A 26,552-nucleotide genomic window follows, 5' to 3' on the forward strand; every position below is an offset into this window, starting at 1 on the left:
CTACTGCACTTGGGCGGCGCTCGTCGCGGCAACCTGGTTGGATTGAGCGTGATATTCAGGCAAGGTCAATTTCTGTCCGAGGCTGAGCACATTTGCATTGCGCATATTGTTGGCACGGCAAATGGAGTCGAGCAGTCTCGGGCTGACCCGGTTGTAGTTGCGCTGTGCAATGCTTGCGAGCGTGTCGCCTGGTTGCACCTGATAGCTGTTGGCGGCAGGAACCAGAGTCTCCGAACCGTCTTGACCGGTCACGGTCTGAGGTGCGCCAGTAACCGCATTTGGTGCCTTAGCAGCAGCTGCGACCATCTGTTTGTTTTCGACTGGTTTGGTGGCAACTACTTGAGATGATATCGCTGAATAACCAAAGACACAGAGCAGAGAGAGAGCAGAACCAGCCATGAAACCGACTGTGGCGTAAAAGCTTCCGGCCTTGCGGTGCGAATGTTCGAAATCATGATGAACGCCCGGCCACAGTGCCTCTAATTCATCAGACTTCGGCGCTTCGGGACCAGGAAGGAGCGATTCACGGTTATCACGATTGAAATCGCGAACCTCACGGTCACTGAAAAATTTTGAGGACATAGAAACAGCGGCTTCCCTGGATGGGAGAGGACTGTCTTTCAGAAAATCAGGTACCGGATCAAAATCTAGCGCTTCTCTCTCACAGTTAATCACTGTAGTCATTTCTTTTAACGCCACGGTTTACCTACTCTGGTTGGGGACTGCCTGAAGATTGGGACGGCTGACGAATATGCGGTCGATGTCCATTTATCTGCTTGCCGCCAAATACAGCGGTCAATGCAGCATATTAGGCTAATTCTCGGTCTAAAGTCAAACTTGAGGCACGATCGCCAAAAGCCAACGATACTGGGCTACAACGGACTTTTTCAAAGTGTCAATGTAGTTGCGGAACAATGCAGACTGTGTTTCTGAGCCAATCAGATTAAATAAATGACAACCTATCCACTATTTACAATCGCCGCTATGAGAGTACTGATGCTTAGATTGAGAAATGCACCACGCGTGGTTACTAATTCGTCCGGCGCCCGCCAGCCTGCTCGAACCTTCACTTTACAAGCCCAGTGGCGGTTACCGTTGTTAGTCAGAACGCATATGCGACACGCATGAACAATTGTTCATATTTACAATGGCGACCACTTGAATACTCAATAATTCTCATTTAAGTGGGCATGTCAGGCGCGACAATTCCATCAAATTTCTAATATCAGGGAGAAAGCGCAGAAGGTACGGATTCACCGCTATCTCTTGCCGGCACTGCCTCACGAGGTTCTGGAACGGCGCCGGACTTTCCGCCGTGCACCCGTTTCATGGTGGCCGTTGTACCGGCGATAACGAGCGAAGATTGATCAGGTTTAAGGTCGCTGCGAACGAACTTATTCAAATTATCCAGCTTCGCCGAGCGCAGATTTGTCAGCTGCTCGTTGAAGCCGTCGTGCCCTCCGCTCTGGATGTAGCACTCCAGAATCGTTTTGGCGGCATCTGTTGCAGTGCTGAACTGCCTCACCGGAACAGCATTGACGAGGAATCGCTTTACCTCGCTGAACTCCTCGGGCGTAATCGGGGTGCGAGCGAATTTACGCAGTTCCGCCTGTACGACTGTAGCTACAGTTGGCACTATATTTGGTTCCACAGGTATATTCAATGCCCATGCAACAGAATTACCTAATGGTACGAATTTAGTATCAACAGCGTCGGGTGACAGATTATCCGCAAGTGCCGGATCGGCACCGACTCGCTGCGCCATACGCGAAAAGATGGGGTGATTATTGAGCACACAATCTGCCATCATCAGATATGCGTAATTCGATGTATCTGCCGGAGTATTGACCAGGCGGCCAATAGTGACAAAAGTTTTGGACTTATCCTTTATAGGAATAGATGTTTTAACGATGCGCCTCTGATTTGGTTCCATAGGCGGAAAGTTCTTAGCTGTGGAGGTATTCTGCTCCCAACTGCCGAAGGTCTGGTCGGCCAACCTGAAAACCATCTCTGCGGTGACATCGCCAACCACGACAATCGTTGTTGCCTCAGGAAGAACATTTTCTCCGTGGAAATCATCCAGCTCAGACGACTTAAATGTGGCAATTGAAGTAGCTTTCTGATTCAAGTCATCAGGATAATAAGGAGAGTTAGGTGAAATCAGACTGCGCAGGAGCGCACGCTCTGTTTTTATTGTCGACGAATCGTCGATTTGTTTAAAATGCGCCAGTACATCACGCTTAGCCTTGTCCAGGTCGGGACCTTGTACAAGCGGCTCGCGCAAACACGAGCCGACAAAACCCAACACTGCTGAAAGGTCGCGAGGCAAACATCGAGTTCTGAAGCCGATAGTCTGAAGACCAGATTCGAATTGCAGCATCGCATTCGGTGCCATTCCGAGATCTTCTTGCGCTTGCTGCAACTGAGCACGAGTATATTTTGCTGTGCCGTTGTTCATGCAAGCAGTCATCACATCAGAAATCCCTTTCTTAGTGGGCGGTTCGAAGGCTGTGCCTGCACGAACAAGACCGCCGATTTGCACTATCGGTGACAGATGGTTTTCCAACACGAGCACAGTCAGACCATTCTTCAGAACACGCTCCTGAACGCGTGTAGGCGTAGACTCGAGAACAAGCGGTTTGGCAGGTTGGCGGGGTGCTCCTGCTGCGGCGCCTGCACCTGTGCCGGGTCCTGCGCCCGGGCCATTGGCTCCGTTAGAGGTCGCGCCAGACGCTGCGGACGATCCAGACACGCCACCTGGTCCTGAAGCCGCTCCCGTCCCTCCTGATGCAGACGTAGATGACTTTGTAGGGCCACCTGCTGAAGCTGGAGACTTAGTCGTCGAACCAGTTCCAGCCGGCATCTTTGAAGCACCAGCGGGCGACTCCGACTTAGTGGGGCTCTTAAGAGCGCCGTTAATCGGAACATCCAACTGATTAACGCTCCGTTGAGCAATCAATTGAGTATCAGTGCCAGACGACTTTGTCTGAGGAAGAGTCCAGTCATCCTTCTTGTAACCGGTTATGTGAGTGTGCAAATAAGGCTTCGGATGCTGCTCATGATGGTGGGGCTCCGCCTCTGAGTCCGCAGAGGGAGCTGACTTAGTCGGAACTTTACTCGGAGGAGCCGGTGGATTGGGTGCAGGTTTCGGTACTGATACGGGTGTCGCAAGTAGACCGACAACGCGATTCTCTTGAGCAAAATATCGTTTCGCCACACGCTGCAGATCGGCATTAGTAACAGCCTTCACTTTTTCCGGCCATACAGATGCCAACTGATACGTTTGCAAGCATTCGCAGAAACCCAGATTGAATGCTACGTGATATGGCCCATCATTTTCAGAAGCATAAGAAAATTCCGCCAGATTCTTCGCCCGTCGCAACTCGGCATCAGAAGCACCTTGAGCCTTGATTTGATTGATGGCTCCATCCCAGCCTTCCAACAGCTTCTGCAAAGTTCCAGGCGCAATCGTAAAACTAACCGTAAATAGACCTGGATCTTTCTTCAGCTCATAGGCAGACTTTGCAGTAAGAGCAGACTTACTCTCGACCAACTTTCTCAGCCTGCCCGATAACTGCGCATTCATCAGCTTTTCCATGATCATAAGTGCAGGCGCGTCACCATCAGAGAAAGGTGGTGCGTGATAGGCGATCTCCACGAGGTCGCGTTTGCCGGGCTGATGCATGATGACTCGGCGTTCAGCCTGCTGCGGAGGCTCAATAGTGCGCACAACCGGTATCGGATTTGGTGACTTTGGTAAGAGGGCGAAATGCTTAACGACAGCGCCCAACACAGCTTGTGTGTTCATGTCACCAACAATTACCAGCGTGGCATTCTCGGGATGATAATACTTGTCATAAAAAGCTTTCACATCCTGGACTGTCATGTTCTCCAGATCGGTCTTGTAACCGATAGCGGGATGTCTGTAGGGATGCTGCGAAAACGCTGTAGAACGCACTTCTCTAGCCAGGGTCGCTTGTGGGTCTCTTGCCTGCTCCTCAATGTCCTGGTTAATGCGAACCAGTTCCTCTTTTAGATCCTGGGCAGTGAAATTCGCTTTGCGCATGCGATCGGCTTCGATGCGCAACATCAAATCTAATTTTGACGGATGAACCGTTTCGAAAAATGCGGTGAAGTCGTCACTGGTAAATCCGTTGAATTGACCACCGTTGCGAACAATCGTGGCACCCAATTCACCTTTTCGATACGTACCGACATTGTGAAAGAGCATGTGCTCAACAAGGTGACTGATGCCGGTCATTCCAGGGGTTTCATTGCGCGAACCGACTTTGTACCAGACGAAGCAGGAGACGACAGGGAAAGAATGATCCTCAACAAGAAGGACTTTCAGACCGTTAGGCAAAACCTGAGCCTGGACGCGTTGGTTCTGGGCCATTGTCGGCGGCGGACAAAACCCGACAATCAGCAATGTCAGTGAAAGAATGAATGCTAAAAGTTTGCGCGCTTGATTCGCCAACAGAGTTATCTCCAAATTCACGACCAGTTCATCAGGGGCAGTGATGACTCTAGCACGGTCATCCAGGTTAGACACCTCTTATTCGTTTCTAGATGGTCAGACAGCGTTAATGCGAATGCTCATCAATGCCATGCAAAAAAATCCCTGAAAAGCTTCGCAAATAGTTAGTTTTCCTTGAATCAAAACCGCAATTATTGATAAGATTTCTCAATAACCACGAGGAGCGGGTATGAGCGTTTCTTCCAAGGAAATGACTCAAGGTCAAGGACGCTATAGCTTTCCACCTGCCAGCACGCGCAAAATCGCGCTGGCGGGAAACCCAAACGTGGGCAAATCTGTAATTTTCAACGCTCTGACAGGTATGAGCGCAGACGTGTCGAACTACCCAGGCACGACGATCGATGTCTCTCGCGGCAAACTCGGCGAGTACGACATCGCTGACACTCCTGGAGTGTACGGCGTCTCGAGCTTCAACGACGAAGAAAGAGCAGCCAGATTAATGATTTTGGAAGCCGACACAATAGTCAACGTAGCTTCTGCACTCAGTCTCGACCGCGATTTGTTCCTATCCATTCAGCTGATTGAGATGGGAAAGCCACTTCTGCTCGTCATCAACCAGTGGGACGAGGCTAAGCGCCGAGGGATGGAAATTGACACCTCCCTTTTATCCAAACTACTCGGCGTGCCCGTTCTCAAATGCGTCGCTGTTCGGAAGGAAGGCATCGACGAAATTCGGCAGAATATCGACCATGCCACCGTCGGAAACGTCAGCGAAGAAGTGCTTCATTGCATTCAACCGCTATTGGACAAAGGCATCGACCAGGCACACGCTTTATTGATCGCCGAGGGTGATGAACTCTCAGCCACCGCATGTGGTGTTCAGCCGTTACCTGACCGCGCGGCAATCTATGGCACACGCAGATTACTCGCAAACGAGTACGTGCAACAGTGCGTCACGCAAGAAGCAAAAACAGTCAACTTCTCTATCAAGCTGGGTCGATTTCTTCTCCACCCAGTCTGGGGCTCATTGATCTCCTTTGCGGTTTGCTATTTAATCTTCTATCAACTGCTCGGCGTCCTCATCGCCGGCACTCTCGTTGATCTAACTGAAAAACGAATCATGAAGGTCTACTACGAGCCAGCAGTGAGACGATTAGCTGCAAATGTATTTCCGTCGACGATTACCGCGAACGACAAGACATTTGACTTTCCCAACGGAACGCTGGCGAATCCAAACGAAGCAGCTCAATTAGACTCCACAATAAGTAATACGTCAGTCGAGGACTTAAAGTTCAATTTCTGGCCGAACAAATCTTTGATGAGTGTGATCGGAAATATTCTGGTCGGCGAGTACGGTCTGGTCACACTGACGGTGACATATTTGATTGGGCTTCTATTTCCGCTCGTGCTCGGATTCTATCTTGGACTGTCGATTCTAGAAGACTCAGGATATCTGCCTCGACTGGCGGTGTTGGTTGATCGCATGATGAACAAGATTGGTTTGAATGGAAGAGCAATCATTCCACTTATTCTGGGTCTGGGCTGTGTAACCATGGCGACAATTACGACTCGGCTGCTGTCAACGAAACGCGAAAAGATGATTGCTACCGCCTTACTTGGAATCGCTATTCCATGTTCAGCGCAACTAGGGGTGGTATCAGGCACGCTCGCTAGAGTAGGCGGCGGATATGCATGGGCGGTCTATCTTGTCGTCGTTACCACAATACTCGCAGTCACAGGTTTGTTATTGAACATGATCATGCCTGGCAAATCAGGCGGACTGATCATGGACTTACCGCCAATGAGAATGCCCAGAGCCGACAACGTTCTGAAAAAAACCTGGAGTAAATCGTGGAACTTCCTGCAAGATGCAACGCCAGCATTTTTCATTGCTGGATTCGCAGTAACAATCGCTCAGATGACTGGGCTGCTTGATGCATTCATCAAGCTTCTGCAGCCAATCACAGTAACATTGCTCAATTTGCCGAATGATCCACGAATTGCCACCACATTCATTTTGGGAATTGTGCGCAGAGACTTCGCCTCATTCGGGCTGACCGAAGTGCCACTGACCGCGGTGCAGGCCGTGACTGCCATGATTGTGATTACTTTATTCGTACCCTGTATCGCCACGGTAGGCGTGATGTGCAAGGAACGGGGTCCCAAAGTGGCATTTACCATCTGGTTCGGCTCATGGGCTTGCGCATTCGTCATCGGTGGCGCCATCGCCAGGCTACTGCCGCCGGTATTCAAGCTCGTCGGGCTTTAGAAGGCATCTGGACCGCGACCTCCCGGACTGCCATCCCTCCCGGTTATCCAGCCGTTTTACCGACTGTTAAAGGTCAATGAAGTCATGGTGCGCGTCTTCGAAGAGCGTGCTAACATAGTCCTCTGGTATGGCAGGCGTCGCCAAGTGGTTAAGGCACCGGTTTGTGGTACCGGTATTCGGGGGTTCAAGTCCCCTCGTCTGCCCCATATTCGCTTTTTGAAGCTCGAAAGACAAAGCCCGTGAGGCTTTGTTTTTTTGTTTTGACTGGAGTGGACACGATCTGCCACATTTTCTGCCAGGTATCGAAACTTTTTGGGGTACCTAAATTCAAAATCTCGGTCCAATTTTCCATAATCATAAATGGGCACTTCTGGGGAAGATTAGGCTTCCGGCAGCTTACTCCCCGTAAACAGGCATCTGGCGTGCTTCAAGACAAAACCAGAATGTGTCACTGCTTTTGGTGGCTGAGTGAAGATAAATCCACTACGTCAGCTTCCCTGCCAATAAGGCACTTGTATGCAATAAGATCTTCCAGTGGTTGCACCATAACTTCAATACCTGAGATTCGCCGACGTTCGGCTCTGTTCAGATCTGTTAAAAACGGCACACGTCGACCATCTTTAGTAATGGCAAAAGCATCCTCGACTTGGTTTATATCAACATCGATTCCATCAATAGACAATGTCATTAGCCACAAGTCGAACTCGTCATCCACGAGGTGATGAGGTGGCTGTTTAAGTTCGTCCGCAAATAATTCGGCAACCTTTCCGAAATCAGCAGCACCTACCTCAAGATCGATATCGTGTGGTGGCCAGAGGGAGCCGTGAATGTTTCCAGCAATACCACCAGTAACTTGATATGGAACATTTTGAGACTCAAGTCGCTCAACTATTCGGGCTAAAATAGCCAAATACTTCTTCAACATTGGCGCCCCGGGCTCATGCTTTTCTGCTTCTTGCGTCATCACACCCACGAATATTGTTGTACCGCTCCATCAGTTGGATTCACTCCGCACTAGTACTGATTGATCTGGCAGCGTGAACCGATATTCAGGCATCGCAGCGCGAGTTGGCGGGCAGCTAACGCTTAAATAGCCGGTCATCGAATTCAAAAACATTCGTCTCAAGCGTGCTGACATTAGGCATTTCGCTATGGATAGGATTTAGGATGACATTTCGTTCGACAGACAGAACTGCAGATGGTACGTTCAAACATAATGATCTTTCGGACGCTAGCCAGTCATCACCAAAAGCCTCAGCATCCCTTTCGTTTGGTGCTTTCAGACCAGGAAATGTCTCAATGCTGGCGGCATCTGGGACTTCGATCTTGAGCCAAACCAGGTCAACAGGCAAGTTATCGAAATCTACATGAACCAGGTATTCCAACGCCGCTAAAGATAGATGCGTAGACGTGTATACGGCGGGACGTCCTGGTGCATTCCAGCGCCCACCGTACAACCGCGAACCTTCTCCATCGAGCGCTGAATTCCGTGCTCCGCAAATCCGATAAACGAGCATCAAGAATAAATCCCGTGAGCGATCCGACCAAGGATAGACTCAACGATGCGCGCACCGTAATCGCTTCTGAGAAGTCCTAACGGAAGATGTCCGTTTAATGCTCGGTTCGGCGTGCGTAGCCACTTGTGGGCCTTCGGTGAGTTCCCAAACACTTCAACTGCGAAATCGTGGATACGAGCGATCCGCGCTATCAGATCCGATTCTTCGGGTGACAAACGCTTTTCGCTTTTTCGCCTTGCCAATGTTCGCGGTGCGATAAATGACTTAATTTCTGTCTCGTCAACGATCCCTTTATGCTCGATTTCTGCCAGTGCTTCTACCGGCAGTCCTTGGTTGAGGATGTTCAGCATTTCGATTTCTGAATTTATTTCTTCGGGCAAGGTGGCACCGCCCGAAAGAACTCTTATGACTCTATCCTTATCCATGAAACCACCAATTTGCCATCTGCCTCAAATTATAGCGCCAAATGGCAGATGAGGCAAGCTGAAAGGCTTACACATCACCATGACTAGTGTGACCTGGTGAGACCGTCATCAGCATGTCCTTGGCCACAGTGCCGCACGCCCTGCTGGATCTTTCGCACGACGCCATGTCTTCACCACTTGATAACCCGCCTGAATTGTGCTATCCTCCCTAAGCTTAATTTCCGCAGCTTCAATTTCTTACTAATGAAAAGTCCCCTTTTGCTCGCCGCACTCAATGCGGTGTATTTCGGCGTCGCTGCCGCGTCTGCAGCCTGGTGCGTTCACACATACGGACTCAGCACACCTGCGTCGTACATGGCAGGTGCAACGCTCTGCGTCTACGCATTCCTCGCTGCAGCCTCACTCGTAACACTCATTCCGAGACGACCTGGTCCAGCAAAACCTGCAGCGTCGCTTCAGCCGCATACAAAAGTGTTGATTCGCGCCGCATTCCTCATTCTGCCGATAGCGTATTTTGCCTATATCGCTTCTTTCTATTTTGTAGAACGAACATATCGCACCATAGGTGGTGTCGACCGGTATGAAGCATTTTCCGCCCTCGAGCTATCGCTTTTTGGCAAAGAAGTATGCACTCCTTTTAGACCCTATTCAGCGAGTTGTAACACGTACTTCACCGTCACCTTCGCAGACTGGGTAAAGCACCAATGGCATGCCCAGGAGACGAAAAATCCTTACAAGCTCGTATGCCGATTCGATGTCTCGAAAGATGGAACAATCAAAAACTTGAAAGTGCACAAATCCTCCGGCGACAAAAATTGCGATCGCGCCGCGCTTGCTGCTCTTGATTCAGTGGCCCCACCTCTGCCCCCAGATGCTCCTGACCGAATGCTGATCGAATACACATTTGGCTTCAGTGGCGTCGAGGACAAATGGCCAGTTTTTGAAACAGAAACGATAACGCCGGCTCAAGACAAGTTTCTGTTTGAGCAAGGAGATCGTGCCAATTTTCATTGCGATTACCCTCGCTCTAGAAAGCTCTTACTGCAATGCCTTGAGGAGAGACGTTTGCGATTCAAAAGTGGCGCTCCAGAGCTAACTGAAATCTTGGTTGCGGTGGCAAAACTTTATTGCCGAATGGGTCTTATACCGGAGTCGGAAAAATACTTTGAAGAGGCCCTTACTAACGCTCAGTTTGAGCAAAAGCAACATCCAGAAGCCGTTATCACCACACTGCAGGAATATGCAAATCAGTCATTTGAATGCAAGAAATTTGACAAGGCACTCAATTTGTACAAAAAGTACTTTTCGCTGGCTCCATCATCTGCAGACCGTTCAAGTCAAATACGACTAGCTGAATCATATTACGGAACTGGTGCACGTTACATCGCCGCAAAGGTTTTTGCGGACGTAATTCGTTCTGACGAGCAACAGGGGTCAACAGTTGATGCCCACACACTCGAATCTGAACGCGTTTCTTTGTGCAATCAGTACGTAAAATCCGGTCATGCAGACGCTGCAATCAAACTGATGGATGAATATTTTGCTCAATACACTGAAGAGAGAGATCCAAAATTAAAAAAGGAAAAATTCGATCTGATATGCGCCTTGCATGAAACCTACAGGCAAGCAGCACCATCCTCAGCTAAAGCGAAGTTGTATACAGAAACGGTCTTCACTGAATTACTGCGAATTAACCACCCGCTCAGCGAAGGGGGGAAATGGGTCAGATCTGATTTAGCATCGACATTGTTGAAATCGGGAGATAAAGCTGGCGCTCTTGCTTTGTATCAAAACCTGGTTGCGAAGTACAGTGCTAATACGACGGACCGTGCATATGCTCTCATGCAGCAAGCGAGCTTTCTGTTTAAAACGAGAGACTACTCCGAGTCAGAACGCTGTGTCCGAGAGGTTCTCAGCATTAGGTCGAGATCCTACGCTCACGATGATGCCCGAGTGACCAACGCAAAATTTGCGCTGGCAGCTATACTCACGGCGCAGCATAGAGAAGAAGAAGCCGCACATTTAATCGACCAAATAGCCATTCCGACGGATCCGAGGTCAGGCAATATCTGGCGACTGAGCTCTTTCTATGAGCAAACCGGGCAATTGGAACGCGCGCTTCAAATTGTCGATGGAGCTATTCGCCGATCGTACAAAAGTCTTCCCCAGAATGAGATCGCTATTCGAAGTAACCTCATCGATCGCGCACTAGATTTTTCAGAAAAATTACACGACGAAAAACGGTTCGAAAAATATCTAAACGAACAGTACCAGACGGAAATTAAGTGCAGTGGATTAGAAAACAGATTTCCGTTGGTGAAATACTATCTTGAGCACAATCAGCTCGCGACTGCAGAAAAGCTGGCTAACCTGCAGGTGAAATACACCCATCCAAAATCTACAGATATATTTGAGCACGAGGCTCAAGCTACTGCGTTCATCCTTCTGGCACACGTCAAAGACGCACAAAAACGACGCGAAAGCGCGAAGTACTACGTCGAGAGGGCCATTGAAGCAGTCGAAACCTACGGTCGAAGCAGCGAGCATGTCACCGCCGTCGGATTATTGGCGCAATTACGAGCGAGAGAAGGCGATTTGAAATCAGCGGAAGATCTTCTGAATAGCCTGTACAAAAACGAACTAACAGATACCTCTCAGGCGGTCTGCGGGGACATCGTCTCAGGCTTCAACACAACAGGCTGCTACTTCAGTTCTGGTTCGAGCGGTCAAACTGAATACACCGAGTCTGGTGGTTCACGGAGCGATTCAGAGATCTACGGAGATAGCGCCGACAAGTTCGAACCGACCCCAACACCGGTGCCGATGGTCTCTCTAAATTGGAACGCTGCTGTCAGCCAATATCATGAGTTTCAATTTTTGCAGGCATCAACCTTAGAGGCGCTGGCTCGAATACAGACACTTGAATCAAAGCCAGAGGCAGCTGCTAAGTCGCGGGCACTTTTATTTGACCTTGTCGAAGCTCATCTCGGGAGACATCTCGCTTCAATTCATGGCATTAATTTATGCGACATGGAAGGACTAGCGCGGGAACTGCCGAAGTCGGAACGTCAGCAAAAATTGCTTGTACGTGCGCGAGAGACTTCCAAACAACCTATTGAATGGCTCTGACCACAGCTAGACTATTTGAAGCTTAACCATCAAAATAGATAACTTGTAGCTTAAGGTGAGAAACCTCAAGAGTGAATCAAAAACGATTGCGGAATTCTCGGAAACTTGTTCACTGGGGGGAATCAATGAAGCCTACATCTATGTTGAAATGCGCGATGAGATGCCTGATTATCGCTGGATGCTTGTTGCTGATGGCGCCGTACTCGGCAAGTGCAAGACCCTATTTCATAAGCTCGGTCGCACGTGATGGAGGACAAGCAACTTTCCGTCCTGCCGACCAACGAGAATTTCGCGCACTTGATTTCGTTCCCTCATACTATCTCCAGCCTCCTCAAAACCCATCGAGCGCGACCGTTGGACTGAACGTTGAAGGACGATTGCGCGATGCCGGTAACTTCCAATTTCTTAGTTTCAAATATTTTGTTCCGCAAAACGCGCCAAATCTGAATCCCGAATTGGATGTTCTGATTCAAACGTCCGACGGCTTTACTCGCTTCACGACCGTAACCGGCAACCAAACAAATTTGGTTGGCACCACGCCAGTACGCGACCCTGGTCTCGGAAGTATTGCGAGTATTTACGCCGTTGACATTAGGTCCACTGACTTCCAGCCTTCGTTTGCAGCAAACACTCTGACAGTAGAAAGAATCGAAGTTCAGTATTCCGGAAACCGGCTTTTTCGCATCGGTTCACTCGACATCTTTGGTCAAAAGCGCTCGATTCTCCGTGATTATTTCTCGTACAGAACTGAGCCGGAAACGCAATTCTTACTTAACAAATAACTGCATCACTCAGCAAACCTTCAATCGTGGCAACAATGAAATAAAGAAGTCGGTGGTCCAAAGGTCTACAGACTGAGGATCTTTCACGAATGGAAGAACGTCACGTTTTGCAAGCTCAATGTCAACTTGAGAGAACTTCGACTCCAAAAGATTGACGAGATCTGCTCGGGTCAGATCTCGATCGGCGTTCCACGACCTTGTCTGACAAAGTCTCTGCTTTAAGTGAGCCAGATGCACCGGCGTGTCACGACCCAAATACCAGACGAAATCATAGTAGTCGCGGCCCTTCACTCTACCGCTTCCCCAGCCGCGTTCAAGCAGCGCGTGTATTTTGCCCGCAAACAAATCCGGTTGTTTGTAAGTCCTGACCGAAAACGGAATCGGCTGCAAGAGAACTTTCGCTTCCGTTTCGAAATCACCAGGCGGATTAGTGTCAACTTCGAGCTTGATTTTTAGAACATTGCGAGGCGCAATCTGATCGGCAATTTCTCTCGGCACATCAATCTTCAAGAAGTGCTCCTTCGTGTCAGCTTTGATAAAAGCTGAATCAATAGCGGTGTCTATGTTCTTGATTTTTTCTGCAATTTCAACGTTGAAATCCATTGCAGAAAGTTCAGCACCGATGGCGTCAAGATAAGGTTGCAGCTCAAAGTCACGATCTGGTACCAGCAAAGAAAAATCCATATCCTCTGAAAATCTATCGAGACCATATAGAATTCTCAAAGCTGTGCCACCATAGAAAGCGGCATGCTCAAAGAACTTCGCTCGCCACAATCCGAGCAACGCAATCTCTTGAATAATTTCCTTCATCGCATTCTCGAAATCCTGACGAGTTACGCAGTTATATTTTCTCAGCATTGAATCAGTGGCCGGATTCATAGCACCTCCAAAATTCTTGCAATCGAAGCGCTTTTATAATGCTTATTGAGATGCGTTAGTCGACGGATATCGAATCTTTCAAGTTGCGTCGGATCGATCCGAAGATCGGCGACAAGAAATTCCCTCGCTGAATCAGGACTGTCAATATTCGGCACGTCGTTTAATACAACGTAGTCGCACAAAGCTTTTTCAGGCGTGGCAATCAAAACGGGATGAGCCGAATCGACCCAGATTTGTTCAATTCCATGCGGGTACTTAGCGGCCGAAAGATAGCGGTAGGTAAAGCGCCCTATTGGAGTATCGAATGTTTTATTCTTCTTGGGCGTCACGCTGGTAACCACCTCAACACGCTCCGGGATAAAACCAGTGAGCGAAAGTGCGTACTCAAGAGAAATGCAAGACGGACCGTAAATGAGATTAGCTAGCGTTTCCTTACAAACCGGGTTGCGTCGCAATTTCGGACCGAAAACATACAGACCCTTTTTGACCCGAAGAATGTTGCCAGACTTCAACAGCTGATTAATTTTCTGACGGACAGCCTGATACGGCGAAAGCGCAGAGCTTATGAGCAGATGGTCAAATTCATCCCGCCCAATCCGCTCCCGCAAATCTATAAGATCGACCTTCGCCATGGTCTTTTCGTCCAGTAAGTTAGCTTAATTCTAACATACTGGCACTTATTTAAGACAATTCATCCAGTATGTCAGGAAAAATCTAACATACCGGATGAATTGGCTACAGCACTCCGGAGAAAATTCTGCTCCCTCAAGCGAGAGCGTATACAAACCCAGCGAGATGTATACAATTTCTTATCGCGCAAACCAAGCCAACAAGGTCCACCTTCATGTCAAAGCCGTTAACCGTTCCCCGCCGTCAGGAGACATACGATGTTATCCGTGACCGCATCATGAGTGGTGCTCTTGTCCCTGGAGCGCGGATAATCGAATCCACTCTATGCGAAGAGCTTGGCGTCAGCCGCACTCCGATGCGTGAAGCACTCTTTCGCCTTGAGCAAGATGGGCTCGTGCGCCAGGAGCCTGCTCGTGGTTTCTCGGTCATGCCTCTCAGTGCGAGGGAAGTGCGGCAGATATATCCAATCATATGGACGCTCGAAGTTCTCGCGTTAAAAATCGGGGCAGACAACGTAGACACAACAGAACTTCAGCGACTCAACCGCAGTCTGACCAGAGCGACCAATCCAGAAAAACAACACGCTTTAGATGACAAATGGCACGAGATTTTGATTGAGAGTTGCAAAAATAAACGCCTATTGCAGCAGATTCAACTTTTAAAACATGTGGCTCATCGCTATGAACTAGCCTACATGCGCCATTCAAAAAAATTGGACACATCGATAGATGAACACGAAGCGATTCTCACAGCGATCGCAAGTGGTCAGGCGACAGAGGCGCAGCTTCTGCTCGAAAAGCACTGGCGCCGCGGCATGGAGACTCTATTAGACTGGCTGGATTGGAGGGATGAATAAAATGAATGGTGCGAGTTTGAAGACAGGAAGTCCTCCCTCGATAATCAAATCGGCTCAGAATCCAAATCTTACGGGGCTGAAATGCTTACGATGCGAGAGACTCTATTCACTGGATGATCCGCACATCGACAGCGGTTTAGGGTGCAAAGACTGCTTGCAGAAAGGTTTCCCTGTATCTCTGTATTGTGTCTACTCTGAGAGTGCGCGCTTGACTGTAGAGAATAACGAATCAGGAATGCATCAATTTGTGAGCATGCTTCCTTATAGCAACTTCCCGTCGATTGGCGAACGAAGCACAGGGCTCGCGCAAATCGAATCACTGGCTTCAGCCATGGGTGTCGCCTCTGTTGCAATCAAGAACGAAGGGCAAAATCCAACTGGATCACACAAAGACCGCATGAGTCCGTTCGCAGTTGCTAGAGCAATATCGGCAGGATTCACGAAAGTCATTGCCAGTTCCTCAGGAAATGCGGGAGCGTCTCTTGCGGCATACGCGGCCCGAGCCGGTCTCGAATGCTGCATCATCTCCGCACCTGATATAAGCGAATCATGGGCAACAGCAATCAAACTCACCGGAGCTCACCTGCGACTGGTTCCCAGCCACGAGCGCTGGCCGTTGATGCAGCGATTGGTGCAAGAGGAAAACTGGTTTCCTGTAACAAACTTCCATGCCCAGCCGATTGCTAGCAATCCGTTTGGCATCGAAGGATATAAAACCGTCGCCTACGAAATTGCTCTTCAGTCGCGCGACAAAACTCCGACCTTGATTTTGATACCTACTTGCCGCGGAGACCTTTTATTTGGACTTTATAGAGGGTTCGTCGAAGCTATGCAGGCAGGGCTGATACGTACGATACCGCGACTGGTGGCAGTCGAGCCTGGAGATCGTCTTAAAGATGCACTTGAGGGAAAAGATTACCGGCAGCACTTCACGGTGGATGACAATAACATGGCATCGATTGATGGCGACACGGTAACCTACCAATCAATTCAAGCGCTTAAGAACACTAAAGGCGGTGCAATCTGTGTCAGCTCGGAAGAAGCATCTTCGGCTCAGGGTGAACTAGCACGCAACGGCTACTACGCAGAGATGTCTTCCGCCGCATCGCTTGCCGGACTTCACAAACTTAAGAGAAATAATAAATTGTCGGCTTCTGACCGAGTAGTACTTATTGCAACCTCGCACGGATACAAGCAATTACCTGAAGATACAGCAGCTGTTACGAATCGAACCTGCAACTGACTGTTTGCTGGTGTCACTTCGATGTGTCTTGCCACATCGGTTCACTCTCACCAGGTGCACCAGCGTTTGATGGCGCAGATGGTGCCTCCTGCGCGGAAGTAGGCATAGCTCCTCTTGTAACCTTGCCGTTCTCGTAGTGAAACATGCCTGGCGGCACTGTCGTGCTGGTTGTAGACGGCGAGAGCACGCCATTTGGGGAAGAAGTCCCATTCGATATCGTGGATGAATTCTCTTTCGATATAACCGCAGAGCTCTGATTCGATCGTATGGACGAATTGGCACCACTTTCATCAGGCGAAATCGAGGTAACAGGCTGAATTTTCGATGACTGTCCCAGAAGTACCATCAGGAGTATTGCGCTCAAGAGTGATATCACACCAAGTACGGAGAGAGAAATCATTCGCAGCTTGCGTGAAACTTCTCTCGGACATTGCCGGGTCATGAACTTTCCATCAGTGCGCAGATAGAACTTCGGCTTTTTCAAATTTTCGCGCTGGAAAACAATCGCCGCAGCCGGCTCTTGCTCCAGACCTTCGAAATCATAGATTGCAGTCTGACAAACGCCGCATGCACGATATCGCTCTTTCCTATTGGATGCGTCTGTCCATGACCATTTGCATCCGCTGACTTTGCCATCAGCAACAATCGGTTCAATCAATTCGACTGGTTCTTGCGCTCGTTCCTTCGCTATTTCAGCAGCCTTATGCTCGAGACGATTAGCTGACTGCGATACAGCCTGAAACAACAAGGAATGATCGAGCATCGTCTTGGCTACATATCTGGCAGACTTAGCCGGCTGCATGTCAGGCGAAGGAACAGCCTGCTCCTGCAGCGTTTTTGCAACGCGCCGGTTCGACTTCTTAGGAATGTGAGAAATATCCAACATCGTTCGCGCGACACGTCGTTCCGGGGCATCCGCATTCGATTTCGCATTTGATACCGAACTGCTCTGATCCGACTGTGCACGCGGCTCCACAGGCTCGGGTGTGCTACTGTCGAGCGGCGGGATCGGACCGTCTGGTGCTTCGCTCATTTGGTTTCTCTAAGCTCCTCACAGCGAGCGGCACTAAATAACTGGTCGCTTTCGTCCTAATTATCCTTTCGACTGTGTAATATTCTACGTTACCCACCGAATCCCGGGTAGCAAAGGTGCCGGAATGAAGCGCAAGTTCAAACCCAATCGCGAAAACAAGGGAGTGTCGATCGCCGAATTCGGTCCGGCTTTGATTGTTCTTTTGATCTTTTTCTTCTTCCCACTCGTTGACTTGCTTGCAGTAGGGCTGTCTTTCGGCATTTGTACCGTGCTCAATTCAAATCAATTACATGAAGCTTCGCTGGAACGATGGCAAGATGCTGCTGATCCAAATGGCACTGTGATGAAGGTTATTCCGACCACATGGGCGCGTGGTATGGGTAGGTTCGTCAGAGCCTCAGGCACACCCCAGACAACAGTCGGTTACCGCGATGGCGACAAAAATTCTGATGACCAGATAGACAAAGTGGTCAAAGTCGAAACATCTGTGCGCTGCAATCCATTTGTGCCGCTGCCAATTCCCGTTGCGAACATTCCGGGTCTCAATGGTTCATATACGGTGACGATCTCAGCCGAAAAAACGATGGAGAACCCGGATTATGCGCCTTAACAAGTTGAAAAGCCGCAGACCCAGCGTGCCCCACAGCAACCGTGAGAGGCGCAGCAAGCGCGGGGTGGGACTGATTGAAGCAATCGTCATGGCCATAGTTCTTATTCCGGTTACCCTATTCTTTCTCGATCTCATTGTCCTGGTGCTGGCAAACTGGACTAATGATGCAGCCTGCAAAAATGCAGCAAGAGTTGCGGCCAATCAGCGAATCGGGGATGACGCGGTTCAGGCTGCAGAAAAAGCCATAAACTCCTACAGAAAGAATTCCATTGTGAAAAGCATACGCATTGTCACCTTAGATTACGACGAAGTGGGTCACACCATCGTGGCAGTGCAAACCGAACTCGTTGTTCATTTGCCCGTGCCAGTTCCCGGATATAGCGACGTCAAATTTATAGCTAAAGATGTGGAGCCGATACTGGTCAAATAAAGATGTTTATTGAATTTCTGCCGCTGACCGACTTTTAAAACTGATTGATTGTAATACTGACGGATTTGTAAAACTGAACAATTCTCTAGCACGAATGACCACTTACTAGTAAAGCCAACTAAAGAACTCCATGAATAAACCTTCTATTGCTGAAAACAAAAGAATCTGCCGCACCAGATACAGAGGCAAGAGGGGCGCCATCGCCTTCGGCGTAGTGCTTGCTCTCATACTCGTCATGCTGGGTGTAGGATTCATGGTGCTGGTGCTATACATGGGCGGTCAGCATGAAACAAAAAACGCTGTGGACGCCGGTGCACTGAATATCGGAAAACAAATCATAGATAACGCAAGCACCAGATTGGGCTTGGGCTTTCTAGACGAAAAGCAGAGAATTTTCTATGACGTGCTGGCTGATGATCCGTATAAATTAATCCCGGACCTGAAGGTAAAAGCTTCCCTGCGAAATATAAATCGTGTTTGGGGCAAAGCACTTTTGATTGGTATCAATGCTGATGCAGCCGAAAAAGATGGCAACGCCGGTTCAGCGACAGCGAACGCAAAAAGTGCAATCGAAGGCGCCGAGGCTTTGAGCAATGACCTGCAGAAGGATGTCGTCGACAGCAAAAACTGGCGCGGCTGGTTCGATGATATTGCCAAGCTGAATTCGGTGCGCATGCTCGGACAAGACGCAGCAATGAAGCCGATAAATGTCGATCAATGGCAAAATTCTTGCATGATGCGCGGAGCGGAGAGCAACATTGAACTATTCGGCGATGCGCCCAACTTCAACTTGCCGCCTGGCTATCAGCTAAGCGCTGACGCCTACACAAGCAGCACCCGAGAGTCAAAAGTTGCCGGTGCCGGTGGAAGACATTTCTTGAAAGGATATACACCAATTACGGTGGCGGGGAAAACAATTTGGCAAATTCCTTTCCCTTACGACGAAAAAACTCACCTGGTTTCAGGTCCTGAATTCGTCAGAGATAAACCCGCGAACAAGCCACTCTCATGGGCAAAACCAATACCAAATGCATTCTCAGCCGAAGGAGCCTCTGTAAAAACCGGCGGAGGACCAGGAGAACACGCCACTTCATACGTAATCACAAACCCGCATCAATCCTTTCGTTTGTCGATTCCGCACTCATTCTTAAAAATCCACGTTGAAAAGCCCAAGACACATTGGAAATTCTTGCCATACGTTGACTGGGTAGAATTTGGAGACCCGCAAGAATACGATTTCTCAGGGAAGCAGAGCCAGAGTGGTCCCACAATGCCACTCGGTGGCGTAGGCTGTACCACCAGCAGCGCAGGCGAAGTCGATGGAATCGGATTAGACGTAACTTTACGAACACTCGACATGCTCATGTTCCCTCCAGAATTCAAAATAGGCGACAATGACATGTCGCAGCTGGAAGGATACATGGTCAACCGCATTAACGAAATGGTCTCTGATGCCGGCACAGCAAAGACACCACCCAAAGCCCTGACGGCCAACGATTTGCATGAATGCCTGAATAACCCGCTGACCATTCTGTATTTGCGCAAGGGCATCCAGGACTTCTATATATTCAGCAAAGACGGTAAAACAATTACTTGTCAGCCGGAAGAAATTGCAACTACTCCTTTTATGGCGCCATGGCTCCGAACCGACATGAATATGATCGCAAACGATCCTGACGGTACCGAGAAAAAGATCATCGATGACGCGAACATCCCATTCGTTGTTGATGGCAATCCATCGTCAGTGCCTTTACAAATCCCAATACCATTCAGTAATTTCCTGGATATAGACTGGGCAACCTGGGATGAAAACGTTTACTGGACACCAGGCAGCGGGTACAACGGCTGTCTTGGAACGGTACGCCTGGAACGTTATACAGAAATACACACACTGAGTATATGTGTGCCTTTATAGGGACCAGATAACTATAGGTACCAGATAACGTTACTTACCAAACGGGCACTAAGTCGCTTGCCGAACTTTGAACCAGGTAATACTAACTGTAGTGCCATGTAGTTTTGCATTCGGGGAACAGAACAAACGAATCATCTGCTTATCTTTACTGCCTTCGAGCATAAAGAAATTTCCGGCAGACTTTGTGCCTTCTAGTGCTTTAGCGGTAGGAGATTTAGTCTTCCAACCGCTTTGAATACAGGCATCCTGATAAAACTTGAATACCGTTTGAGGAGAATCTTTTGTGTGAAGAGTCGCAACCGCAGTCGGTCGGCCCTTCGTTGTGTTCAGCCACTTCGCGTCAACCACATTGCTTGAGTATTTTGGAAGCGGAAAATTAATCGGCCAGGAATCAGCAAAGTGAAGATTTTTAGCAGCCAGCTTCATGTATTTGTCACGAATCTGCTCTTTGGAAAGTCCCTGCATCGAGTCCTTGACTTGCTGCGGCGTCGGTGCTTGAGCTAACACCACACTTGCCCCGAGGAGCACCAGTACAACCTCTGCCGAAATCAAAGAAATTGTGTTCTCAAAAATTTTCACGCTTCCACCAGGAATTTGCTTCAAGTCAATATTCAAAGCATTATATCCTTTCCAGCATTATTCGAGTTACAGCACCTTATCGAAGTACATTCTCAAATTCGGCATAAGATTATCTCTGTCGCCCTCAATCACTTCAACAGCCCCCTCGGCTGCTAGGCTCTGACGGTTAAGCTCCGGGTCGGGGCACACAAGCTTTGATGCGTCTATTTCGAGTTGCAAAAGTTCGTCGGCAAAAGGCGGTCTTTTTGCATCTTCAAGTTTGGCAAGTTCATTCCGCACTATCGCGATCGCGTCAAGCACGCGGGAAGTGCTGATTTCATTAGCGAATCCGATCGGATAAATGTTGAACTCATGAGAATGCGACGAAGCGGTGCGCACCTCAGATAGTGCATCGGCAACATAAAAAATGCGGTTGCATCCCAACTCTGAAACATGCTTGAAGTGGTCCTTGCCTTTGGCAAAGCGCTGCCTTTTTCCCATCGCTTCAGTCAGGAGACTTGCGATTTGACTTCCTTGCGGACCAGCTAGCCATTCGTCCAGCACACTTTGCTCGACGGCTGAAGATACGAAATTCCGCACTCCGCCAGCTGTCAAATTATCCAGCAATTCGATCGTGCCACTGAAGTACTCGGCCAGATTTCCTGCGGCGGCAGCAAGAACGTTGTACAAACCAGATGCTGCCTCGACATCGCTGATTATGTTTTCGCGTTGCGCATTGTACATCATCATCTTAGCTGCACAGGAGAACCCTGATTTTTCGAAGGCAAAATTGATCAAATGCTCCAGGGTTCCTGGTTTTCTAGCCTCAACCGGAGCGTACAGCCAGGAAGCGCAGCCAAAAGCAGCAGCATTAATCGGCATGCGATCTATCAGCACGCCGTCTCTTATCCACACTACCGCTGTCTGTAGCATTACCAGTCTTTCCCGAAATTGAAGAAAGCAATTCTACAAGAAAAGACCCTGCTTTGCAGCAAGGTCTTTCCCGCTTCCCTTCAGCGAAACCAGGTCATGAATTATTGGCTTGAACAATCGTAGACATTATGGCGCGGTCCTGGCCATTTACAGGCTCGACGCTCAGGGTGTAGTCCGATTGCCAGCCCGGTCCGCCAGCCCACACCATGTTGCCCATACCGTTCTGATTGAGATAGTGGATGAAATTAGTAACAGCCGGCGCCCAGGCTGGGTTATCGGTTGGTACACCCCACTCGCCGACAAATCCCCTGGCGTCATTTTGCTTGAGCCACTCAACAAAAGGACGAATATTATCAACGCCAACATTTACGTTGTCTGGTGGATTAGGATTCGAATACGCGCCCGAGCCGTCATCCCAGTAACTGTGAGCTTCAAAAGCAACATTTTTGTCTAACTTAGCGAGCCCTTCCAATCCGCTAAAGTTTCGCGCCCACTGATCGCCCTCGACCACAACTGTATGATTATCGCCAGTTGCTCGTATTGCCTGGTCTACAGCAGTAGCTGTTTCAGGCCAGAGCCCGTTGGTATTGAAAGGCTCATTCGTTAAATCCCAACCGGCAATCGCCCTGCTGGCGGAGGCATCGGCATCAACGTGTCGCACCATCTTTGACCAAAAATCCTGCATAGCGGAAATAGGCAAACCGGGCGAGCCCACCACTGTTCCTTGCGCCTCATGGTCTATGCCCTGACCGTTTGGTCCGTGGTTCAACGTATAACGATCGAAATTAGCCAGATTTAGCAGGACTTTCATCCCGCGCGCATCAGCCTCATGCAAAAAACTATCGAGTCGAGCCATTTCACTGGCATCGAGAGGTCCGTTCAAAGTCGGCTGAAACTGCTCCCAGCTGATGGCCAGTCGAACGGTATTCAGCCCCTTACTCTTGTAGTAATCAAGCTCCTGAACGGTAGGCCAAAAATGACTATCCTGGGAAGAATTCTTTCCCCATTCTGCACCTGACAAATTAACGCCGCGAATTCCAGCCGTGTCTAAAGTCAACTGCCCATCTGAAGACCCGCCATTCAACGGTTTGTAAGTCAATGCTCCTGACGATTGATCTGATGCTTCCGAAGGTGTCATCGGCGTGTAATCGCCACCGTTTCCATTAGCGGGTGAATCTCCAGTACCTGACCACACTCCCGGAAATGAATCTGCTTCCGTGTTTTGCAGAGCAGATTTCAAACCGTCTGCCCATGCCTGATATCCCGCCGCTGAGAGATGGAGCTTATCAGCCTGATAGAGCTCTGAACGCTGATTGCCGCTTTGATCGACAAAAGAATTTCTCAAATTGACAAATTGAACCGCACCACCTGAAGTGGCTAACTGAGAGAGAGCTTGATTTGCCTCATCGACCATTCGATTACCCGGGTCGCCGCTGTCAGTTCGAGGCAAAATTCCCATAAGCACCACCCTGGTGTTCGAGCTCCGCTCTTGAATTGACTTGATGCTATTAGCGGTATTTTCAGCAATCTGAGAGGCTGAAAGACTACCCAGATCGTTCGTTCCGATCATGATTACTGCTGTTTTCGGCTTTCCTTGCATCTCACCATGATTTAGCCGATACAGGAGTTGTGCGGAGCCATCACCGCCTAATCCCAGAGCAGTTGGTTGGTCCACACCAAAAGAATCTTTAAAGGGTTGCATAGCGCTCGGACTGTACCCCATCGCCTCTGTTATCGAATCGCCAAAGAATTCGAGATTTGAACCGGCTTGGGCGGCACTGGCAGCCTTCTCAACATTCGAGCGATGAAGGCCTTCCCAATCAGAAGCATCAGGATATGAACCATTTGCATGCACCGGCAGAAGTTCTTCGGAACGCTGTGTTAAATCACCAACCGATTCGCTCCCAGGCTTACTGCTGTCGACAGCGCCGCCAGTCGCGACCGCATGTTCAACATTGTGTTCCCCGTCAGCGGCGGAATCGCTAACAATGGACAGCTCGGGCAGATGCTCAGAAGCCGTGCTTGGGTGCTTCCGACAATGCGCGTGCTCTCGCGAGTGCTCATGCCACTGCTCCCGTGCGATGGAATGAAATTGTTGATGCTCGGAAGTATCTCTACGACGGTGGTTCTCTGAAAAACAATCAGACATGCTGATTCTCCTTTTCTGGCTTGGGCAGTTCAGAAGTTCTGGTAAGTGAGGCAGGCTGCGTAGAATCAAGTCTAAAATGGACCCTGTTTCATCGTTATGTCGTCAGTGTTTCAACGTTGTGTCATGAGAGCCAAGAATGTCGTGGTATCATGCCGACAGGGTTTACACGCTTTTTGATCTAGGCCGCGCGGTCAAACCAAACCAGGACATATGAAACTTACTTTGATGCACAAGGGATTGCTTTTGGTGAGCATTCCGCTTTGCTTCGAAATAGCAATGTTCAGCGTTCTGATTAACATGCAAGAACAGGTTGAACGCGATGCACAAATACTAGAGCACAAAAGACAAATCAATGAGTGCATGAACACCATTATCAATGACATGGCGCGCATCGCACTGGTGAAAAAGCGCTTTCAGCAAGGTCCTTCCTCGACAGAAAATCTTCTCAGAAAAAATGTCGATGAATTGCTGCAGGCTTTTGCGAAGGTCGAAGAACTGACTAAAGACGAACCAGAGCTCTTGCAGTCAGTCCAAACCTCGAAGAAAGCGGTGCTGAATGCCAAAGAAGAACTTACCCTGGTCAGGAGCCAGGTTCGAAATGCAAGCTCAATCGAAGAAGTAAATGGATTTCTAATCGCCAGCAGAAAAAGACTCGATGCAGACCTGGCTGTAGCACTAAACTCAGGGATTCTCGACATCGTCAATAAGACAGAGCAAGGCGAAGACTTAGAAAAAAACATCGAGGCAAGACATCGCATCACGTTGCTTCTCCGCTGCGCATTGTGGATAAGCGCTATTCTGGGCATTTCTCTCGCCGTCGTATACAGCAGAAACTTGACTCTCCGAATCATGAGAGTGAAAGAAAACGCCACCAGGTTCGCAAACCGTGAATCTTTGCGCACCGTACTAACCGGTAATGACGAAATCGCCGAACTGGACAGAGCATTCCATGATGCCACGAGACAAATAGAAACAGCAACGAGAAAAGAAAGAGCGATACTAGAAAATGCCACCGACCTGATTTTCTCCCTCAATGAAGATCTGGTTATTACGTCGGCAAATCCCTCTACAGAACTGACTATAGGCACACGCCCGGAAGATCTAATTGGGGAAACAATCACTTCATTAATCGCGCCGGAAGAAGCTGAAAAGTTATCGCAATCACTTCTTCAGATGATTGCAACGACACACAAAGCCGAGTTAGAAGTGCACATGCTGAGAAAGAACATGTCTGCTGCTCACGCAGACCCACTTAACGTGGTCGTTTCGGCGAGTTATTCGCCAAGAGACAAATCATTCTATTGCATTGTGCATGACGTAACATCCCAGAGACAGATGGAACGCATGAGGCAAGAAGTTGTGGCAATGATCACTCACGACCTGCGCACACCTCTTCAAACAATCAGAAACTATCTAGAGATGCTGCGGCTTGGCATGCTGGGCAACTTGAACGATCAGGGAGACAGTCTTCTAACAATAGCTGACAAAGAATCAAGAAGAATGTCCACGCTCATTGACGGTGTTCTGACGCTTGAGAAACTGCGCAGCGGAAATACCGAACTGAATATAGAGAATCTAGATCTCTTCAAGCTTTTAGACTCATGTGCAAAGGCACTGGAATTGGTTTCCAGAGACAAACAAATCGAGATCGAAATAGAACCCTTTACGCCCATAGAGATCAGAGGCGATCGACTATGGTTGGAACAGATTCTACTTAACGTTCTCACCAACGCTCTCAAATTTTCACCGCCCAAAACCAGAGTAACAATGAACGCTAAAACGATTGAGGATAACGCCGAGATTCGAATAAAGGATCAGGGCCCGGGAATTCCAAAAGAAGATCAACAGCGGATTTTTGAGCGCTTTCAGCGAGTCAGTGCCACAGCGCACAAAGTTGGCTCAGGGTTAGGTCTTAACATCTGCAAAGAGCTTCTACAGTTGCATAAAGGTTCAATCCGCTGCGAGAGTGAACAAGACCAGGGAAGTACATTTATAATTTTGCTTCCGCTTGCGGTGAAAGTTGCTGAGGTTTAAGTGGCGAAAATTCTATTAGTCGAAGACGACGGTTCGTCCGCCGAAATCGTGAAGACATGGCTGTCGGCACAAAGATATGTCGTAGAAATTGCCAGAGATGGAGAAGAGGCTCTGGAATTTTTGCGCATGGCAGAATTTGACGTCATCCTGCTTGACCTCAATCTGCCGCATGTTTCCGGCTTCGAGGTGCTGAAGCAACTGCGCGCAAAAGGCAAGAACACGCCTGTGATCATGCTCACAGGCAAAACCTCTGTGACAGACAAAGAGACAACCCTTGATGGCGGCGCCGATGACTACCTGACGAAACCATTTGATCTAACGGAACTATCAGCAAGAATTAGAGTACAACTACGCAGGCAGACTGGTTCAACGTCAAGCCAGCTCAGCGCCGGCAACGTCATTCTCTACCCGGAACAAATGAGAGTCACTCAGGATGGAATAGCGATAGAACTGGCACCAAAAGAATTTAGTCTCCTGGAGTTTTTTCTGCGCAATCCAGATCGAGTTTTCAACGCCGAAACAATCATGAGCAGAGTTTGGAGCTTAGACACAGAAGCTGGAACAAATGCCTTTAGAACAACATTGGCGAGACTGAGACGCAAGCTCAATCTTGATGACAGCGATAATTTCATTGAAACAGTGCATGGAGCGGGCTACCGGCTAAATTCAAACAAATAGCGACG

General features: G+C 49.0%; 21 protein-coding genes and 1 tRNA gene. 11 read left to right on the forward strand and 11 right to left on the reverse strand.

The window, feature by feature from the left end:
- Positions 1–684: a LysM domain-containing protein gene (locus EKK48_15170; GenBank protein ID RTL40600.1), complete on the reverse strand. Its 684-nt coding sequence runs from the start codon at positions 682–684 to the stop codon at positions 1–3.
- A 541-nt stretch (positions 685–1,225) separates the two neighbouring features.
- On the reverse strand, positions 1,226–4,552 hold the full coding sequence (locus EKK48_15175) for an insulinase family protein (GenBank protein ID RTL40601.1): 3,327 nt from the start codon (positions 4,550–4,552) through the stop codon (positions 1,226–1,228).
- 154 nt (positions 4,553–4,706) lie between these two features.
- Between EKK48_15175 and EKK48_15180 the strand changes: the two genes are divergently transcribed.
- Together EKK48_15180 and EKK48_15185 are read left to right on the forward strand one after the other, a co-directional pair.
- Positions 4,707–6,746, forward strand: a complete 2,040-nt coding sequence (locus EKK48_15180) for a ferrous iron transporter B (protein ID RTL40602.1) — start codon at positions 4,707–4,709, stop codon at positions 6,744–6,746.
- Positions 6,747–6,876: 130 nt separating this feature from the next.
- Positions 6,877–6,952 (forward strand) — tRNA-His (locus EKK48_15185).
- A 242-nt stretch (positions 6,953–7,194) separates the two neighbouring features.
- On the opposite strand, the gene EKK48_15190 is transcribed toward EKK48_15185, so the two are convergent.
- The 3 genes from EKK48_15190 to EKK48_15200 all read right to left on the reverse strand — a co-directional run bounded on the left by EKK48_15190 (position 7,195) and on the right by EKK48_15200 (position 8,688).
- Positions 7,195–7,710: a hypothetical protein gene (locus EKK48_15190; protein RTL40603.1), complete on the reverse strand. Its 516-nt coding sequence runs from the start codon at positions 7,708–7,710 to the stop codon at positions 7,195–7,197.
- 115 nt (positions 7,711–7,825) lie between these two features.
- Positions 7,826–8,263, reverse strand: a complete 438-nt coding sequence (locus EKK48_15195) for an RES domain-containing protein (protein ID RTL40604.1) — start codon at positions 8,261–8,263, stop codon at positions 7,826–7,828.
- A complete protein-coding gene (locus EKK48_15200; GenBank protein ID RTL40605.1) occupies positions 8,263–8,688 on the reverse strand; it encodes a DUF2384 domain-containing protein in 426 nt (141 codons plus the stop codon). The genes EKK48_15195 and EKK48_15200 overlap by 1 nt, the downstream gene beginning before the upstream one ends.
- Positions 8,689–8,931: 243 nt before the next feature.
- Here EKK48_15200 and EKK48_15205 point away from each other — a divergent pair, with 243 nt between their 5' ends.
- Positions 8,932–11,817 (forward strand): TonB family protein, encoded by a 2,886-nt coding sequence (locus EKK48_15205; protein RTL40606.1) that lies wholly within the window; start codon positions 8,932–8,934, stop codon positions 11,815–11,817.
- Positions 11,818–11,942: 125 nt separating this feature from the next.
- Positions 11,943–12,599 carry a hypothetical protein gene (locus tag EKK48_15210; protein RTL40607.1) on the forward strand — a complete coding sequence of 219 codons (657 nt, stop codon included), beginning with the start codon at positions 11,943–11,945 and terminating at the stop codon, positions 12,597–12,599.
- Positions 12,600–12,608: 9 nt separating this feature from the next.
- Here the strand turns inward: EKK48_15210 and EKK48_15215 are convergent, their stop codons facing one another.
- Entirely contained in the window at positions 12,609–13,478 is an 870-nt protein-coding gene (locus EKK48_15215; GenBank protein RTL40608.1) for a nucleotidyl transferase AbiEii/AbiGii toxin family protein, read from the reverse strand.
- Positions 13,475–14,110: a hypothetical protein gene (locus tag EKK48_15220; protein RTL40609.1), complete on the reverse strand. Its 636-nt coding sequence runs from the start codon at positions 14,108–14,110 to the stop codon at positions 13,475–13,477. The genes EKK48_15215 and EKK48_15220 overlap by 4 nt, the downstream gene beginning before the upstream one ends.
- A 212-nt stretch (positions 14,111–14,322) precedes the next feature.
- On the opposite strand from EKK48_15220, the gene EKK48_15225 reads away from it, so the two are divergent.
- Together EKK48_15225 and EKK48_15230 are read left to right on the forward strand one after the other, a co-directional pair.
- Positions 14,323–14,964, forward strand: coding sequence for a GntR family transcriptional regulator (locus EKK48_15225; GenBank protein ID RTL40610.1), 642 nt, complete (start codon positions 14,323–14,325; stop codon positions 14,962–14,964).
- Positions 14,957–16,207, forward strand: coding sequence for a pyridoxal-phosphate dependent enzyme (locus EKK48_15230; GenBank protein RTL40611.1), 1,251 nt, complete (start codon positions 14,957–14,959; stop codon positions 16,205–16,207). Before EKK48_15225 ends, EKK48_15230 begins: the two co-directional genes overlap by 8 nt.
- A gap of 13 nt (positions 16,208–16,220) precedes the next feature.
- Here EKK48_15230 and EKK48_15235 read toward each other — a convergent pair whose 3' ends face one another.
- Entirely contained in the window at positions 16,221–17,240 is a 1,020-nt protein-coding gene (locus EKK48_15235) for a hypothetical protein (GenBank protein RTL40612.1), read from the reverse strand.
- 124 nt (positions 17,241–17,364) lie between these two features.
- Between EKK48_15235 and EKK48_15240 the strand changes: the two genes are divergently transcribed.
- The 3 genes from EKK48_15240 (at position 17,365) to EKK48_15250 (ending at position 20,195) form a co-directional block, all read left to right on the forward strand.
- Positions 17,365–17,850 (forward strand): hypothetical protein, encoded by a 486-nt coding sequence (locus tag EKK48_15240; GenBank protein ID RTL40613.1) that lies wholly within the window; start codon positions 17,365–17,367, stop codon positions 17,848–17,850.
- Positions 17,840–18,280 carry a hypothetical protein gene (locus tag EKK48_15245; protein ID RTL40614.1) on the forward strand — a complete coding sequence of 147 codons (441 nt, stop codon included), beginning with the start codon at positions 17,840–17,842 and terminating at the stop codon, positions 18,278–18,280. The genes EKK48_15240 and EKK48_15245 overlap by 11 nt, the downstream gene beginning before the upstream one ends.
- A gap of 130 nt (positions 18,281–18,410) precedes the next feature.
- On the forward strand, positions 18,411–20,195 hold the full coding sequence (locus EKK48_15250) for a hypothetical protein (GenBank protein RTL40615.1): 1,785 nt from the start codon (positions 18,411–18,413) through the stop codon (positions 20,193–20,195).
- 48 nt (positions 20,196–20,243) lie between these two features.
- Here EKK48_15250 and EKK48_15255 read toward each other — a convergent pair whose 3' ends face one another.
- The 3 genes from EKK48_15255 to EKK48_15265 all read right to left on the reverse strand — a co-directional run bounded on the left by EKK48_15255 (position 20,244) and on the right by EKK48_15265 (position 23,835).
- Positions 20,244–20,774 carry a hypothetical protein gene (locus EKK48_15255; protein ID RTL40616.1) on the reverse strand — a complete coding sequence of 177 codons (531 nt, stop codon included), beginning with the start codon at positions 20,772–20,774 and terminating at the stop codon, positions 20,244–20,246.
- A gap of 66 nt (positions 20,775–20,840) precedes the next feature.
- Positions 20,841–21,686: a hypothetical protein gene (locus EKK48_15260; GenBank protein RTL40617.1), complete on the reverse strand. Its 846-nt coding sequence runs from the start codon at positions 21,684–21,686 to the stop codon at positions 20,841–20,843.
- A 94-nt stretch (positions 21,687–21,780) separates the two neighbouring features.
- Positions 21,781–23,835 (reverse strand): hypothetical protein, encoded by a 2,055-nt coding sequence (locus EKK48_15265; GenBank protein RTL40618.1) that lies wholly within the window; start codon positions 23,833–23,835, stop codon positions 21,781–21,783.
- Positions 23,836–24,045: 210 nt separating this feature from the next.
- Here EKK48_15265 and EKK48_15270 point away from each other — a divergent pair, with 210 nt between their 5' ends.
- On the forward strand, positions 24,046–25,869 hold the full coding sequence (locus EKK48_15270) for a PAS domain S-box protein (GenBank protein ID RTL40619.1): 1,824 nt from the start codon (positions 24,046–24,048) through the stop codon (positions 25,867–25,869).
- Positions 25,870–26,547 (forward strand): response regulator transcription factor, encoded by a 678-nt coding sequence (locus EKK48_15275; GenBank protein RTL40620.1) that lies wholly within the window; start codon positions 25,870–25,872, stop codon positions 26,545–26,547. It begins immediately after the preceding gene.
- Positions 26,548–26,552 lie beyond the last annotated feature (5 nt).

The sequence above is a fragment of the Candidatus Melainabacteria bacterium genome (genome assembly GCA_003963305.1).
Taxonomy (GTDB): Bacteria; Cyanobacteriota; Vampirovibrionia; order Obscuribacterales; family Obscuribacteraceae; genus PALSA-1081.